Source organism: Haloferax prahovense DSM 18310, from assembly GCF_000336815.1.
Taxonomy (GTDB): Archaea; Halobacteriota; Halobacteria; order Halobacteriales; family Haloferacaceae; genus Haloferax; species Haloferax prahovense.
Genome location: NZ_AOLG01000008.1, coordinates 376,850 through 392,056, shown reverse-complemented (window position 1 = coordinate 392,056; position 15,207 = coordinate 376,850). Strand labels below are relative to the sequence as shown.

The 15,207-nt window shown below is 66.0% G+C and carries 12 protein-coding genes; 1 reads left to right on the top strand and 11 read right to left on the bottom strand.

Annotation, left to right across the window (positions count from 1 at the left end; all coding sequences use genetic code 11):
* From tuf to C457_RS02055, 4 genes are all read right to left on the bottom strand, one after another.
* A complete protein-coding gene (gene tuf / locus C457_RS02070; RefSeq protein WP_004044564.1) occupies window positions 1-1,266 on the bottom strand; it encodes a translation elongation factor EF-1 subunit alpha in 1,266 nt (421 codons plus the stop codon).
* Window positions 1,267-1,456: 190 nt separating this feature from the next.
* Window positions 1,457-2,410 carry a homoserine dehydrogenase gene (locus tag C457_RS02065; RefSeq protein WP_008091515.1) on the bottom strand — a complete coding sequence of 318 codons (954 nt, stop codon included), beginning with the start codon at window positions 2,408-2,410 and terminating at the stop codon, window positions 1,457-1,459.
* Window positions 2,407-2,976: an amino acid-binding protein gene (locus C457_RS02060; RefSeq protein ID WP_008091513.1), complete on the bottom strand. Its 570-nt coding sequence runs from the start codon at window positions 2,974-2,976 to the stop codon at window positions 2,407-2,409. Before C457_RS02060 ends, C457_RS02065 begins: the two co-directional genes overlap by 4 nt.
* A gap of 340 nt (window positions 2,977-3,316) precedes the next feature.
* A complete protein-coding gene (locus C457_RS02055; RefSeq protein WP_008091511.1) occupies window positions 3,317-5,500 on the bottom strand; it encodes an elongation factor EF-2 in 2,184 nt (727 codons plus the stop codon).
* 189 nt (window positions 5,501-5,689) lie between these two features.
* On the opposite strand from C457_RS02055, the gene C457_RS02050 reads away from it, so the two are divergent.
* The gene (locus C457_RS02050) at window positions 5,690-6,445 is read left to right on the top strand and encodes a DUF5781 family protein (protein WP_008091509.1); all 756 of its coding nucleotides are present in this window, start codon (window positions 5,690-5,692) and stop codon (window positions 6,443-6,445) included.
* Window positions 6,446-6,552: 107 nt separating this feature from the next.
* Here the strand turns inward: C457_RS02050 and C457_RS02045 are convergent, their stop codons facing one another.
* The 7 genes from C457_RS02045 to rpoB form a co-directional block, all read right to left on the bottom strand.
* Window positions 6,553-7,167, bottom strand: a complete 615-nt coding sequence (locus tag C457_RS02045; RefSeq protein ID WP_008091508.1) for a 30S ribosomal protein S7 — start codon at window positions 7,165-7,167, stop codon at window positions 6,553-6,555.
* A 2-nt stretch (window positions 7,168-7,169) separates the two neighbouring features.
* Window positions 7,170-7,598: a 30S ribosomal protein S12 gene (locus C457_RS02040; protein ID WP_004044570.1), complete on the bottom strand. Its 429-nt coding sequence runs from the start codon at window positions 7,596-7,598 to the stop codon at window positions 7,170-7,172.
* Between the two features lie 225 nt (window positions 7,599-7,823).
* Window positions 7,824-8,711, bottom strand: a complete 888-nt coding sequence (locus C457_RS02035) for a mechanosensitive ion channel family protein (RefSeq protein ID WP_008091499.1) — start codon at window positions 8,709-8,711, stop codon at window positions 7,824-7,826.
* 54 nt (window positions 8,712-8,765) lie between these two features.
* On the bottom strand, window positions 8,766-9,185 hold the full coding sequence (locus C457_RS02030; RefSeq protein WP_004973575.1) for a NusA-like transcription termination signal-binding factor: 420 nt from the start codon (window positions 9,183-9,185) through the stop codon (window positions 8,766-8,768).
* A 2-nt stretch (window positions 9,186-9,187) separates the two neighbouring features.
* The gene (rpoA2, locus tag C457_RS02025; RefSeq protein WP_008091497.1) at window positions 9,188-10,447 is read right to left on the bottom strand and encodes a DNA-directed RNA polymerase subunit A''; all 1,260 of its coding nucleotides are present in this window, start codon (window positions 10,445-10,447) and stop codon (window positions 9,188-9,190) included.
* The gene (locus C457_RS02020) at window positions 10,440-13,370 is read right to left on the bottom strand and encodes a DNA-directed RNA polymerase subunit A' (RefSeq protein WP_008091496.1); all 2,931 of its coding nucleotides are present in this window, start codon (window positions 13,368-13,370) and stop codon (window positions 10,440-10,442) included. Before C457_RS02020 ends, rpoA2 begins: the two co-directional genes overlap by 8 nt.
* A gap of 6 nt (window positions 13,371-13,376) precedes the next feature.
* Window positions 13,377-15,206, bottom strand: coding sequence for a DNA-directed RNA polymerase subunit B (gene rpoB, locus C457_RS02015; RefSeq protein ID WP_008091495.1), 1,830 nt, complete (start codon window positions 15,204-15,206; stop codon window positions 13,377-13,379).
* Between the last annotated feature and the right edge of the window lies 1 nt (window position 15,207).

Below are 15,207 nucleotides of genomic sequence, written 5' to 3'. Positions count from 1 at the left end.
TTATCGCTCGTTGACTTCGAGCACTTTGCCGGCCGCGATGGTCTGACCCATGTCACGGACAGCGAAGCTGCCGAGCTCCGGAATCTCGGAGGACGGCTCGATGCTGAGCGGCTTCTGCGGACGGACGGTCACGATGGCGGCGTCGCCGGACTTGATGAAGTCCGGGTTCTCCTCAGCAACCTCGCCCGACGCGGGGTCGAGCTTCTGGTCGATCGACTCGATGGTACACGCGACCTGCGCCGTGTGGGCGTGGAAGACCGGCGTGTAGCCAGCGGTGATGACCGAGGGGTGCTGCATGACGACGACCTGCGCCTTGAACGTCTCGGCGACCTTCGGCGGGTCGTCAGCCGGGCCACAGACGTCGCCGCGGCGGATGTCGTCCTTGCCGACGCCACGAACGTTGAAACCAACGTTGTCGCCAGGTCCGGCCTGGTCGACTTCCTCGTGGTGCATCTCGACGGTCTTGACCTCGCCGCCGACGTCAGAGGGCTGGAAGCTCACGTTGTCGCCGGGGTTGAGGGTACCCGTCTCGATACGGCCGACCGGGACCGTACCGATGCCGGAGATGGTGTAGACGTCCTGGATGGGCAGGCGCAGCGGCGCGTCCGTCGGCGGCTGCGGTGCCGGCAGGTTGTTGAGCGCTTCGAGGAGGATGTCGCCGTCGTACCACGACGTGTTGTCGGAGCGCTCGGCGATGTTGTCGCCCTCGAAGGCCGAAATCGGGACGTAGGTCGCGTCGTCGGAGTTGAAGCGGACCTGCTTGAGGAGCTTGTTGACCTGCTCCTTGACGTCCTTGTACTTGTCTTCGCTGTAGTCGACGACGTCCATCTTGTTGACCGCGATGATGAGTTCGCCGATGCCCAGGGTGCGGGCGAGGAAGACGTGCTCGCGGGTCTGAGGCGCGACACCGTCGTCGGCGGCGACGACGAGGACCGCGTTGTCAGCCTGCGAGGCACCGGTGATCATGTTCTTGACGAAGTCGCGGTGGCCAGGACAGTCGACGATGGTGAAGTAGAACTCGTCCGTGTCGAACTCCTGGTGGGCGATGTCGATGGTGACACCGCGCTCGCGCTCTTCGGCGAGGTTGTCCATGACGTAGGCGAATTCGAATCCGCCCTTGCCCTTCTCCTCGGCTTCCTCTCGGTGCTGCTCGATGACGTGCTCCGGGACGGAGCCGGTCTCGAACAGGAGTCGGCCGACGAGCGTACTCTTACCGTGGTCGACGTGGCCGATGATGGCCAGATTCTGGTGGGGTTTGTCGCTCATTGGTGTGTTCACGCGCTAAGGCGCTCTGTGGGGAATGTTTTTGCTGAAACCCCTAAAACGATTTCGATACGCGCTACGAGCCGTCTAACCGCCGTACTGCGATTTGCGGAACCATACCACGGTCCCGGAAACGGCGTATCCGGTAGATACCGACAGTCGAAAGAAACAGGGATAGGGGCCGCCTGTGCCGCTATTCGAGGCGTGAAACGTCGGACAGGACGGCGGTCGCCGTTTCCGGACCGCCCGCCCCGCGGCCGCTGATATTCAGTTGGCCCGCGTGTTTGGTCTCCAACTGGACGATATTCTGCGTGCCCGTGACCGACAGCGCGGAGCCTTGCGGAATCAGCCGCGGGGCGACGCGGACCCCGTCGGCGGTCGCCTCGCCGATGAGGCGGACTGTCCGACCGTCCTCGGCGGCGAGGTCGAGCGCCGTCCCCGGAACGTTGCGGATGCCCTCGACCTCGGCGTCGTCGAGCGCGTACTCGGTCTCGCCGTCGGAGAGGACGTTCGCGAGGATGACGAACTTCAGCGCGGCGTCGATGCCGTCGACGTCGAACGTCGGGTCCGCCTCGGCGACGCCGAGGTCCTGGGCCTCCGCGAGCACGTGCTCGTAGTCGAGTCCCTCGGCGGCCATCCGCGAGAGGATGAAGTTCGCCGTCCCGTTCAGCACGCCGCGAGCGGCGGTCACGTGGGGCGCGCCGAGGTCCGAGATGGTCGAGAGGACGGGAATCGCGCCGCCGACGGCGGCCTCGAACTGGACGGTTCCCTCGCTTTCGGCTTCGAGCGCGCGCAGGTCGGCGTACCGTTCAGCCACGGGCCCTTTGTTCGCGAGCACGACGTGCCGGTCGTCGGCCAGCGCCCGCTCGACGTGCGAGAACCCGGGCTCGGCGTCGCCCAGCGTCGTCGGCGTCGCCTCCACCAACACGTCGTAGTCGGCGTCGAACACCGCACCGGGGTCCGCTTCCCCGACCACGCCGTCGCGTTCCTTGCGGTCGTGGACCGCGCTCGGGTCGAGTCCGGCGGGGTCGACCGCGGAGGAAGACGAGTCCGCGAACGCGACGACGTCGTGGCCGTAGTCGCCCGCGAGGTCGAGAACCGAGCCACCGACCGCGCCCGCACCGAGCACGGCGAGTCTGAGGCTCATTGGGACCCCTCCGCGAGCGGCTCGACGACGTGCAGTCCCTTCTCGGCGGCGAGGTCGCGAACGACCGACAGCGTCTCGTCGACGCGGCCGGAGCGGACCGCGAGCCGGAGTCGTGCGCTCGACGCCTCGTTAGTCCCCTCGCGGGCGGACAGCGACAGGTCCTGTAACGTCGCGTCCGCCGAGGACTCGATGCGGTGGAGCGTGTCCGAGAGGTCGGAATCGACGATGTCGCCGACGAGGATGACCATTACCTCCTCGCCGAAGTGCTCCGCGCCGGCGCGGATGACGTTGACGCCGGCGTCGCGGAGCGCCTCGACGATTCGCTCGAAGCGGTCGGGCGGGCACTCGAGGTCGACCTCCACGGGGATGTGCCCCCGAGGAGTCAGGCTCCCGCGCTCGTGGAAGATGGAAAGCAAGTTACCGCCGTTGTCGGAGATGGGCTTGAGCGCGGCCAAAAGCTGTCCGGGCTCGTCGACGAGTTCGAGCCGAATCGTGTGCGGTTTCGGCATCTCGCCGCTCCCGTCGGTCTCGGCGTCGCTCCCGCCGTCGAGGTCCTGTGCGCTCATCGCCCCACCCCCGTGGGCCGTCCCGACGCTGTTGTCCGCGACGCGCGGTTCGGTCGTGGTTTCGCGTCGTCGCGCCAGGAGTCGAGAGACGTACCCTTACGCATACGTATCCGTGATTCGGCCACGTGGTATAAGCCTTCGCAGCCGACACGGTTTGCCGACGTCGACAGCGTGCTGGCATGTGTCACGGGGAGGTCGACCGCGACAGAGCGCTCGGAGACGGTCTCGGCCACCGGAGGACGACGCGGGAAGGCCGTCGGGCGCGGCACGGCGGCGGGCCGACGGACCGGGGCCATCGCTGCCCGGGTGAAAAAACGAAAGAAGGCGCGAAGGCTCGCGCTTAGATGTAGTCGATAGCCTGCGAGAGCTCGAGCTTCATGCCCTTGCGCTCGCGGATCTCCATGATCTTCTCGCGCTGGAGGTTGTCCGAGAGCACGCGGAAGCCGGCGTTCTCCGTGTTCCAGGAGGCGCGACCTTCCGTGGCCGAACGGATGTCCGACGAGAAGCCGATCATCTCTTCGACGGGCGCGATGCCCTCGATGACCATGAGGTCACCTTCCTGGTACATGTCGTCGACGCGGCCGCGGCGACCCTGAATCTCGCCGGAGGCCGAGCCCATGTATTCGGAGGCGACGTCGATGCGGACGTTCTGGATGGGTTCGAGGAGCTTCACCTGACCCGCGATGAGCGAGCGGTGGACCGCGTCACGCGTCGCAGGGATGACCTGGGCGGGACCGCGGTGGATGGTGTCCTCGTGGAGTCGCGCGTCGTGGAGGCGTAGGAGCGTTCCCTGAACGGGCTCCGCGGCGAGCGGACCGTCGTCGAGCGCCTCTTCGAGACCCTCGATGACGAGTTCCATCGTCTCGTTGAGGTGCTGGATACCCTTCGTGTCGTCGATGAGGATGTTCGTCCCGTGGATGTGTTCGACGTTCTGGGACGTGTCCTTGTCCATGCCGGCTTCCTGGAGGGCCTCGCGGCGCTCCAGTTCGGGCATGTCCATCGAGATTTCGCCGAGCTTGATGGAGTCGACGATGTCCTGCGAGAGGGGTTCCGCCGTGATGTAGAACTTGTTGTGGCGGTTCGGGGAGACGCCCTCGACCTCGTGGGACTTGCCCTGGACCTGCTCGCGGTAGACGACAATCGGCTCACCGGTGCGGACCGGGATGCCCTGGTTGTCGCGGATGCGCTGGGTGATGACTTCGAGGTGGAGCTCGCCCTGACCGGAGATGAGGTGCTCGCCCGTGTCCTCGTTAATCTCGATGCGGATGGTCGGGTCTTCCTTCGCGACCTGCTGGAGCGTCTGGATGAGCTTCGGCAGGTCGTCCATGCGCTCTGCCTCGACGGACTTCGTGATGACAGGCTCGGAGATGTGCTCGATGGACTCGAACGGCGTCATCTCGACGGAGGAGACGGTGGAACCGGCGATGGCGTCACGGAGACCCGTGACGGCCGCGATGTTCCCTGCGGGGACACCGCGGTCGAGTTCCTCGCGCTCGCCGCCCATGAAGACACCGACGGACTGGACGCGGTTCTTGCCCGCGGTCCCGGAGACGTAGAGCTCCTGACCCTTGCGGATGGTACCGGAGAAGAGGCGACCCGTCGCGATTTCGCCCGCGTGGGGGTCCATCGAGATGTCGGTCGCCATGAAGACGACTTCGCCGTCGTCGTCGACTTCGCGCATCTGGCGCGCGAGGTCGGACTCGGAGTCACCGCGCCAGACCGTCGGGATACGACGGGGCTGGGCGTCGAGGGGGTCGGGGAAGTGCTCCGCGACCATGTCGAGAACGACGTCCGAAAGCGGCGTGCGCTCGTGGAGTTCCTGACGGTCGCCACCGCGCTCGAGTTCCATGATGTCGCCGAAGGAGATACCGGTCTCCTCCATCGACGGCATGGAGACACCCCACTTGTAGAGGGCGGACCCGAAGGCGACAGTCCCGTCTTCGACGGAGACCGTCCAGTCGTAGTCCTTCTCCTCGGTCATCCCGCGGATGAGCTCGTTGACGTCAGAGATGACGTCGACGAGGCGCTTCTGCATCTCCTCGGGACCTTCCTGCAGCTCGTTGATGAGGCGGTCGACCTTGTTGATGAAAAGCGCCGGCTTGACGCCCTCGCGGAGCGCCTGACGCAGGACCGTCTCGGTCTGCGGCATGGCACCCTCGACGGCGTCGACGACGACGAGCGCACCGTCGACGGCGCGCATCGCGCGCGTCACGTCGCCACCGAAGTCGACGTGGCCCGGCGTGTCGATGAGGTTGATGAGGTGGTTCTCGCCTTCCCATTCGTGGGTCATCGAGACGTTTGCGGCGTCGATGGTGATGCCGCGTTCCTGTTCGTCTTCCTTCGTGTCCATCGCGAGCTGCTGGCCGGCAGTCTCGTCAGAGATCATGCCCGCACCCGCGAGGAGGTTGTCGGAGAGGGTCGTCTTACCGTGGTCGACGTGAGCGGCGATGGCGATGTTCCGGATCTGCTCCGGCTTGTCCATCAGTTTCTCACATTCCTGGACGATCTTCTTTCGTCGGCCCATTATACAGGGGTCTACCGGCAGGAGGGTCAAAAGAGTAGTGTTTTTGCCGAGCGGATTTCCCATTTTCAGCCGCCCTACCGCCGGGGTATGAGCATTTTTGTCACGATAGGCGAGACTGTCCGCCGGACGCGGATCTCGTCGCCCACTCGGCGTAAGAGTCATGTTGATTGATAACATTTCTCAAGTCGAATGGACCTCCGAGTCGTCGGGGGCGCACCGGCAGACCCGTTCTTGAGCGCCGCCGACCTGTTCGAAACCGAGTTCGAGCTTTCGTACCCCGTGTACGTGCGCGTTCGCGATGATCCCGACTCCCGCACGTGGGCCGGCCACTATCAGGACCACCACGTCCTCAACATCTCCCGGCAGGCCGCCACCAGCGCGATGGCCCGCGAACTCGCGCTCCACGAGCTCTCACACATGGCCCGAAACGAAGAGGGCCACGTCTCGCACTACCAGTCCACGCGCGAGGCGGTCTTTCTCGCGCTCGCGGGGCGCACCGTCGAGCGCCGAAAGCTCGCGCACTGCTATCAAATCGCTAACCACTGCAAGGACATCTACGCCGACGACCTGACGCTGTCTGTCGCGCCCGCGGACAAGCTCGTCCAGTTCCTCGAGTCGCAACTGGCGGCGGCGCTCGCCGACCGACCGCAGGCGTCCGGCCGCCCCGGCTCCCGACTCGTCACCTCGGGTTCGGACCCCGAAATCACGGCCGTGAACGCCGCGTTCGCCCTCGCGCTCGTGGAGCGACACGACCTCGTCGAGTCCGACCACCGGCTGTACGACCTCGCCCACGCCGCGGGCGACGACGCGCCGTCGGTGTCTCTCGAGACGTTCAAAGAGCACTTCCGAACGCTCGCCGACGACCCCTCGAAAAGCGAGTACCGCCGGACGCTCGTCGACGTGGTGAAACACTACGTCGTCAACCCGGAGATGGCCGCCGACTGAGCGCTACGTACCGGCCGCGAGGCGTCAGACGGACGGCGTGGGTCCCACCGGCCCGACCGGACGGCGTCGTCACTCGGCGCGGTGAAAAACGAAAGAGAGTGGAGAGATTACCGGGCTGCTTCGGCGACGCGCTCTTTCTCCTCTTTCTGGGAGATAGCGTACGTCTGGACGTCGTAGTCGGCCGCACCGACGAGCTGCTGTGCGAGCGCCTCGGCGGCGGTGGTCGTCGTCTTGTAGGAGCCGCTGAGCGTGCCCTGCGCGATGAACTTCAGCGCCTCGTCGACGCGGCGCTGCGGGGCGACGTCGACGGCCTGCGGGACCGAGATACCGCCGTACTTGAGTCGGACGGTCTCCTCGCGGGGGCCGGCGTTCTCGACCGCGCGGATGAGCACCTGCACGGGGTTCTCCTCGGTGCGCTCGTTGACGATTTCGAACGCTTCCTTGACGATTTTGCTCGTCTTCTGCTTGTGTCCCGTGTTGTCCTCGGTCTGCATCAGGCGGTTGATGAGCCGCTCGACGATGCTGATTTCGGACTTCTGGAACTGCTTCGAGGCGTGACGACCCATCGTGTGGGCGATGGGCGTCGCCTTGATGTACCGGCTCATGCTGGGGTCGGTGTACTCCATTTCGGAGACGTCCCAGACGCCGAACAGAAGCGCGTTCTCCTTTGCTTCCTCGCTGCTCGCGGGGGACTCGGGCTCGGGTGCGTCGCTTTCCGACATGGTTAGCGCACCGGCTTTTCAGCGTTCCCGCGGACGAGTTCGATCATCGAGACGCCGTTGACCTTCTCGACCTTGTAGTTGACACCCGAAAGGTCGCCCATCGCGCGACCCTTCGCGCCGCCGATACCGGCGATGGTGACTTCGTCGTGTTCGTCGATGAACGAAATCGCGCCGTCACCGGGACAGAAGGCGGTGACCTGCTTTCCGTTCTTGATGAGCTGAACACGGACGCATTTCCGAATCGCCGAGTTCGGCTGCTTCGCTTCGATACCGACCTTCTCGAGGACGATGCCGCGACCCTGCGGAGCACCCTCGAGCGGGTCGGACTTCTTGCCGAGACCGCGCTCACGGCGCGCGTACTCAGAGTCGGACCAGCGGCGCTTCTGCCGGTCCTGCTTGAGCTTGCGCGCGGCGTATTTGCCGTTCGCCATAGTGAACAACAGTTCCAGATGGAGCTACTTAAGCCTCCCTTTTCGAATCCGGTGAGACGGCTTCAGGAGCGATTAGCGACCCCTAAGGAGGAATCTGAGGTCGTTTCTCCGATTCGAACGACGCCCCCTCCGCGGCGAAGAGGGACTAAACCGCCCGGAGATGGTGTCGTTTCGTCCACCCATGCGAACGACACGCACGCGGGGTGACGCGCCCGTCTGACCGGGTCACTCGCCGCCGCGCTCCCCGACGAGGTCCACGTCGAGGCGGCCGCTGACCTCCCGGCCCGACGCCGGCCCCAGCGTCAGCCCCTCCTCGTCGAACCGCCGCTTGACTCGACGCCGGTACTGCGAGCGAACGTCGACGAGGCTCACGTCCATCGGCGATTCGACCCAGAACTCCGCCTGCAGACCGATCGAACTCCCGGCGAACTCGAGGATGCGCGCGGTCGGCTCCGGGTCGTCGAGCACGCGGTCGTCCTCCCGCGCGGTCTCGACGAGTTCGCGGAGCGCCAACTCCGTGTCGTCGGCGTACGCGACGCGCTCGGTGATGCGGTACCGCTCTCGGCCGTACGGGCGGGTGAGCGCGTTCGTCGTGAGTTCCGTGTTCGGCACGGAGATGGTCTCGTTGTTGACCGTCCGCACGCGCGTGACCCGGAAGTCGACCGCCTCGACGACGCCCTCGCCGCCGGGCCACGATATCCAGTCGCCGACGTTGAAGTCCGGGTCGGCCACGAGAAAGAGGCCGCTGATGAGCGCGCCGATGACCTCCTGCCCGGCGACGCCGACGACGAGCGTCAGCGCCGCGACGATGAGCGCGGTGTCGGTCAGCACCGACGCGTAGCCCGCGCCGACGACGCCCGCGAGCGTTGCGAGCGCGATGACGAACGCGTGCGCGTAGGTCTCCGTCGCCGACTGCAACGTCGGGTTGTTCCGGTTCCGGGCGCTGACGAGCCTCGTCACGCCCGGGACGACGAGAAGCCGACCGACCAGATAGACCACGACCGCCGCGGCGGCGAACCCCACGGTCACGCTCGCGAGCTCCTCGTACTCGGCGAATCCCGTCGGGTCGAGTTGTCCGACCGCGAGCCCGACCGACTGTCGTATCGGCGACATGCGTAGCTCGCCGTTCGGTGGGGACAAAAACGTGTGGTCGGGTCGGCCGCCGCCCTACGTCAACTGGATGTCGTCGATGTCGTAGTGACGACGCGCCAGCTCGCGCGCGGTGTCGATGGTCTTCCCGCTCGCGCCGATGGCGACGCCGCGGTCGGCTTCGGCGACCTCGACGTACGCGACGGTGTCGTTCTGCCGCGAGAGAGTCACGTGTCGGACGGCCGCCGGCGCGAGCGCGCTCGCGACGAACGCCTCCGGCGTGTCGGCGTCCTCGACCAGCTCGACCGACCGACCGAGTTGCCGCTCGACCGACTGGACGGTCCGCCCGCCGGGGCCGATGGCCGTCGCCATGTCGCCCGCGGCGACGAGGAAGACGACCCGGTCCTCGAACACGAGGCAGTCGTGGGCGGTCGCCTCCGTCTCCTCCTCGAAGAGGGCGATGAAGCGCCGGGCCGTATCCGACAGCGTAACTTTCATCGTCAGTCGTCAGACGGTTCGGGTGCCGCGTTGGCGTCCGCGTCCTCGACGTCGAGCGAGCCCATGCGGAGGTCCACGTCGCCGGTGCCGATCGCAATCGGCTTGCCGACGATGACGTTCTCGATGACGCCGTCGAGGTCGTCTTCCTCGCCGTGGATGGCGGCGTCGAGCAGGTGGTTGACCGTGACCTCGAACGCGGCGCGGGCGAGGACGGAGTCCTTCGACCCGGAGATACCGTGACGGCCGATGGACTCGATGGTCCCGTCGTTCGTCATGATGTCCGCGACGAGCATCAGGTGGCGGATGTTCACGTCGTCGAGACCCTGCTCGCGGAGCGTGTTCATCGTCTCGTCGATGATGGCCTCGCGGGCGGCCTCGATGCCGAGCTGCTTGTGCACCTCGTGGATGTTGTTCGAGGTGCTCCGGGAGGCGTCGACGCCCTCGATGGCGAGCGCGTCGCCGAACGCCGAACCCTCGGTGTAGAGGACGAACTCCTCTTCGTCGGTGTCCTCGTTGTTCTCCTTGCGGATGACGACGCGGGAGACCTCCTCGATGCCCTTGAACACGATGTCGCGCAGTTCCTCGACGAGTTGGAGGAGCCGGCGGTAGCTCGGGCTCTCGGGGCCGAACTCGATGAGCGTCCCCTCGCGGCGAGTCTTGATACCGAGCGCGTCCTCGATGGTCTCCGCGATTTCGCTCGCGACGACGCCCTCGTCGTCGTAGGTCGGCCAGCGTTCGAGAAGCGTCTCGTCGTTGAGGTTGATCTGGACGACCATGTCGGCGACGTTCGTCGAGATGTCGCCGAGCGCCAGAATCTTCGTGGACTCGATGTTCCAGACGACCTGGTGGGCGAGTTCGCGGTTGTTCGCGTACTCGTCTTCGAGGTACACGGTCATCATCGGCGTGTCGGGGGGCTTCCGCGCGTCCACCAGTTCGATGAGGCGCGGCAGTCCCTGCGTGACGTCGATTTCGGCGACGCCCGCGTAGTGGAACGTGTTCATCGTCATCTGCGTCCCCGGCTCACCGATGGACTGCGCCGAGACCGTCCCGACGGGGTCGAGCGGGTCGACGCGGGTGTCGAGGTAGCGCGCCTCGACGGCCTGCGCGATTTCGCCGGCCTGTTCGAACGAGACGCCCTCGCGCTCTTCGATGGTCTGGTAGATTCGGTCCTTCAGGCGTCGAGACAGCTCTTTGGACTCGACGACGTCGACGATGGCGTCGTCGACGAACTCGTAGTCGGCGGTTGCGTCGTGTTCAGTCATCGGATTCGACCCCCGCACGGGCGTCGACACGCGGTTCGGCGTGCTCGGAGAGGTTGGTCGGCGGTTCGCGCTCGCCGAGGAAGCGTTCCTTCTCCTCGGCGGAGCTGAACTCCGAGGTGAGGATTCGGTCGGCGATGTTCTCGACGTCGATCGGCGTCTCGTCGTCGGACGAGACCTTCACCGGGCTCGTGCCGTCTTCGCCGAACTCGAACTGAACGATGGTCCCCGACGTGTCGCGGACGGAGCCGTCGTACTGCGCTTCGAGTTCGGAGAGGGCGTTGATGAGCCGACGCTGCAGGTAGCCGGACTTCGAGGTCCGGACTGCCGTGTCGACCAGCCCTTCGCGGCCACCCATCGCGTGGAAGAAGAACTCACGCGGCGTGAGGCCGGCGCGGTAGGAGTTCTCGACGAAGCCGTGGGCCTCGGCCGAGAGGTCGCCTTTCTGGTAGTGGCTCAGGGTGCGACCCTCGTAGCCGCGGTTGATGCGCTCGCCCCGAACCGCCTGCTGGCCGACACAGCCGGCCATCTGGGTCAGGTTGAGCATGGACGCACGCGCGCCGGACTTCGACATCACGACCGCGGGGTTGTCCTCCTCGAAGTGGTCCTCCGCGATTTCACCGGCGGAGTCACGCGCCTTGCCGAGGCGCTGCATGATCTTCATCTCCAGCGTCTCGTCGACGGAGCGGCCCGGCAGGGACTCGAGCTCGCCCGCCTCGTAGATTTCGATGAGTTCCTGAATCTTGTCGTAGGCGGCGTCGATGGCCTCGTCGACCTGCGCCGTCGCCTCGTCCGGGATGGACTCGTCGTCGATACCGATAGACAGCCCGAAGTGCATGATGGCGCGCATCGCGAGCGAGGCAATCTCGTTGATGAAGATGCGCGAGCGCGTCTTCGAGTAGTCCTTGGCGAGGGCGTCGACGATTTCGCCACCGAACGCGCCGACGGCGTCCTCGTCGATGGTACCCTGAGTGAGCTGGCCGTCCTCGATGGTGACCGTGTCGCCGACCTTCGAGGTGAACTCCATGTTCAGGTCGTCGGGCAGGAGTTCGGAGAAGATCTGCTGGCCGGTCCAGTAGGACTGGCCGTCCTCGTTTTCGCCCGCGGGCTCGGGGAGCGTGTCCACGCGCGTCGCGCGGAGCAGGTCGAGCGCCTGCGTCTCGACGAACTCGGGGTTGTCGTGGGTGAGCAGGTAGGTGCCCGAGATGTGGTCCTGAATCGCGCCGATGATGTTCTCACCGAAGCGCGGCGAGAGAATCTGCTCTTGGACGCGCATGAGGACGCGCGCCTCGGCACGGGCCTCCTCGTTCTGGAGGGCGTGCATGTTCATCTCGTCGCCGTCGAAGTCGGCGTTGTACGGCGGACAGACGACGGTGTTCAGGCGGAACGTCTTGTACGGCATCACGACGACTTCGTGCGCCATGATGGACATCCGGTGCAGCGACGGCTGTCGGTTGAAGATGACGATGTCGCCGTCGACGAGGTGGCGGTTGACCTCCCAGCCGAGTTCGACCTTCTCCGCGAGTTCCTCGCAGTTCTTTTCGGTCACCTTCAGGCGGCGGCCGTCCGGACGGCGGACGTAGTTCGCGCCGGGGTGGCTCTCGGGTCCGTTACGGACGTACTGGCGAGCCTCGTCGATGTTGCGCTCGGTGACGTTCATCGTCTGGGTCATCTCGGACGCGACGCGGTCCGGGACGCCGACCTCGTTGAGCGACAGGGTCGGGTCCGGCGAGATGACGGTACGGGCCGAGAAGTTGACGCGCTTGCCGGACAGGGAGCCGCGGAAGCGACCCTCCTTACCCTTCAGGCGCTGGCTGAGCGTCTTCAGCGGGCGGCCGGAGCGGTGCCGCGCCGGCGGCGTGCCCGAAATCTCGTTGTCGATGAACGTGGTGACGTGGTACTGAAGCAGCTCCCACAGGTCCTCGATAATCAGCTGCGGGGCACCCGCCTCGCGGTTCTCCATGAACCGCTGGTTGATGCGGATGATGTCCACGAGCTTGTGGGTCAGGTCGTCCTCGGAGCGCTGGCCGTTGTCCAGCGTGATGGAGGGACGCGCCGTGACCGGCGGGACGGGGAGGACGGTCAGAATCATCCACTCGGGGCGCGACCGGTCGGGGTCGATGCCGAGCGTGATGAGGTCCTCGTCCGGGATGTCCTCGAACCAGTCGCGGATGTCCGAGGGCATCAGCTTGTTCATGTCCTCTTCCGTGAGGTCGAGGTCGAGCGCCTTTTCGAGCGCTTTGCGGTCGTCGCCGACCGGGCGGAACTCGCCGGCGAGCACCTGGTTGACGCGCTCGGCGTCGAGGCCGGTCTCGTTAGCGAGGGTGACGGGGTCGACGCCCTCGTCGTCCTCGTCGTCGGGGTCCGGCTGCATCGCTTCGGCGATGCGCTCGGAGTAGTCCCCGGCGAGCACGTTCTGGACTTCGTAGTAGGTCGTCGGCTTCTCGTGTTTGATGTCGTGCTGCGGCGAGCCGCAGTGGGGACAGCGGTGGGCCTTGCGGGCCTGCCGAACCGCCGACTTCATCACGTCGCTCCAGTCGTCGCCGAGTTCCTTCGTGCGACCGAGCTTGTCGCGGTACTCGTCGGCCTCCTCCTGCGTGAGCGAGAGGCGACCGCACTCGCGACACGTCGAGCGGAGCAGGCGGCGGATGAGCTTCGTGAAGCCGACGTGGATGACGGGCGCGGCCAGTTCGATGTGGCCGAAGTGCCCGTTACACGACCCGGAGTGCTGGCCGCAGGTGCGGCACTGCAGCCCGGGGTCGATGACGCCCAGCCGCGGGTCCATGAGACCCATGTCGATTGGGTAGCCGTCGTCGTCGTAGGTGTCCGCGGTAATGACCTTCGTCGCGGACATGTCTCGGTACGTCTCCGGGTCCATCAACCCGAACTGGATGCTGCCGATTTCTTTGGGTGTCTGAATTGACATGAGTGGTTAGACCGCGTCCTTGAGCTCGATTCGCGGGCGAACGCCGAGTGCGACCATCTCGTCTAAGAGCAGCTTGAACGCGTAGCTGATGTCGATTTCGTGGATGTTGTCCTCGTCACCGGTGACGGGGTCGTAGATGCGGCGCTGGTCGCGGTCTTCGACGGCGACCATGCCGGTGTCGGCGGAGATGTAGACCTGCTCCTTGTCGGAGGAGTCGAGCAGGCGCTCCTGGAGCACCATCGCGGCACCGTGGCCGATGACGGTGTCGCGCTCCATCTCCCCGAGACGGAGGCCACCCTCGCGGGCGCGCCCCTCCGTCGGCTGGCGGGTGAGTACCTGCACGGGACCGCGCGAGCGGGCGTGCAGCTTGTTGCTCACCATGTGGTACAGCTTGTGGTAGAAGATGATGCCGACGAAGATTTCGGCCTCGATCTTCTCGCCGGTGACGCCGGAGTACATGACCTCCTTGCCGGAGGACATGAAGCCGCGCTCTTCGAGCGCCGAGCGGAGCTCCTCTTCGTTTTCGCCCTGGAAGGCGGTACCGTCGACGCGGCGGCCTTCGAGCGCACCGACCTTGCCGCCGAGCATCTCCAGCACGTGGCCGACCGTCATGCGCGACGGCAGGGCGTGCGGGTTAAGGACGAGGTCGGGAACGACGCCGTCGGCGGTGAACGGCATGTCCTCCTGGGGTGCCAGGTGGCCCACGACGCCCTTCTGTCCGTGACGGGACGCGAACTTGTCGCCGAGTTCCGGAACGCGCTGGTCGCGGACGGACACCTTGGCGAGCTTCGAGCCGTCTTCGCCCTCCATGAGCGTGACCGTGTCCACGACGCCGGATTCGCCCGAGCGCATCGTGACGGAGGTCTCGCGGCGCTTCTGCGGCGAGAGACCCGCCATGTCGTCGGGTTCCTCGAGGAACCGCGGCGGCGAGGTCTTGCCGAGCAGCACGGAGTTCTCGTCGACGACCGTCTCGGGGTTGACGAGGCCGTCCTCGTCGAGGTGCGAGTACGCGTCTTCACCGCGCGCGCCGCGCACGTCCTGCGACGGAATCTCGAAGCGGTCTTCCTGACCGCCGGGGTAGCGGCGCTCTTCGCCCTCGTAGGTGCGGAAGAAGTGCGAGCGGGCGAGGGCGCGTTCGACGGAGCCCTTGTTCATGACGAGCGCGTCCTCGATGTTGAAGCCCTCGTAGGACATGACGGCCACGACGAAGTTCTGGGCCGCGGGTCGCTCGTCGAACCCGATCTGCTCCGTGGTCTGCGTTTTGACCATCGAGAGCTGCGGGTAGTGCATGAGGTGCTGACGGGTGTCCGGGCGGATGCGGTAGTTCGCCGCGGGCAGCCCGAGCGACTGCTTCATCATCCCTGCACCCATCGTAATGCGGGGCGAAGCGTTGTGTTCCGGGTACGGAATCATCCCGGCACCAATGCCGAAGATGAGCTGCGGGTCGATTTCGAGGTGCGTGTGGTCCTCGTTGAGTTCGTCCTCGTCGACCGCGACGTAGATGTCTTCTTCCTCCTCGGCGTCGATGAACTCGACGAGTCCGCGCTCGACGAGGTCGTCGAAGTCGAGGTCGTTGTTGTCGAGCGCCTCGACGTGGTCGTCGTCGAGGAGCGGCTCGCCGTCTTCGACGACGATGAGCGGACGGCGGGCGCGGCCCGCGTCGGCGTTGATGATGACTTCGCGGGTGCGCTCTTTGACGGAGACGTTCACCATCTGGCTCACGTCGCCGCGGCGGCGCGCCTCTCGAATCTGTGCCGCGAGTTGGTTGGGGTCCGGGTGGGTCCCGACGAGACTACCGTTGACGTATACTTTCGCTTCTCGCTGTGCCTGAGCCATG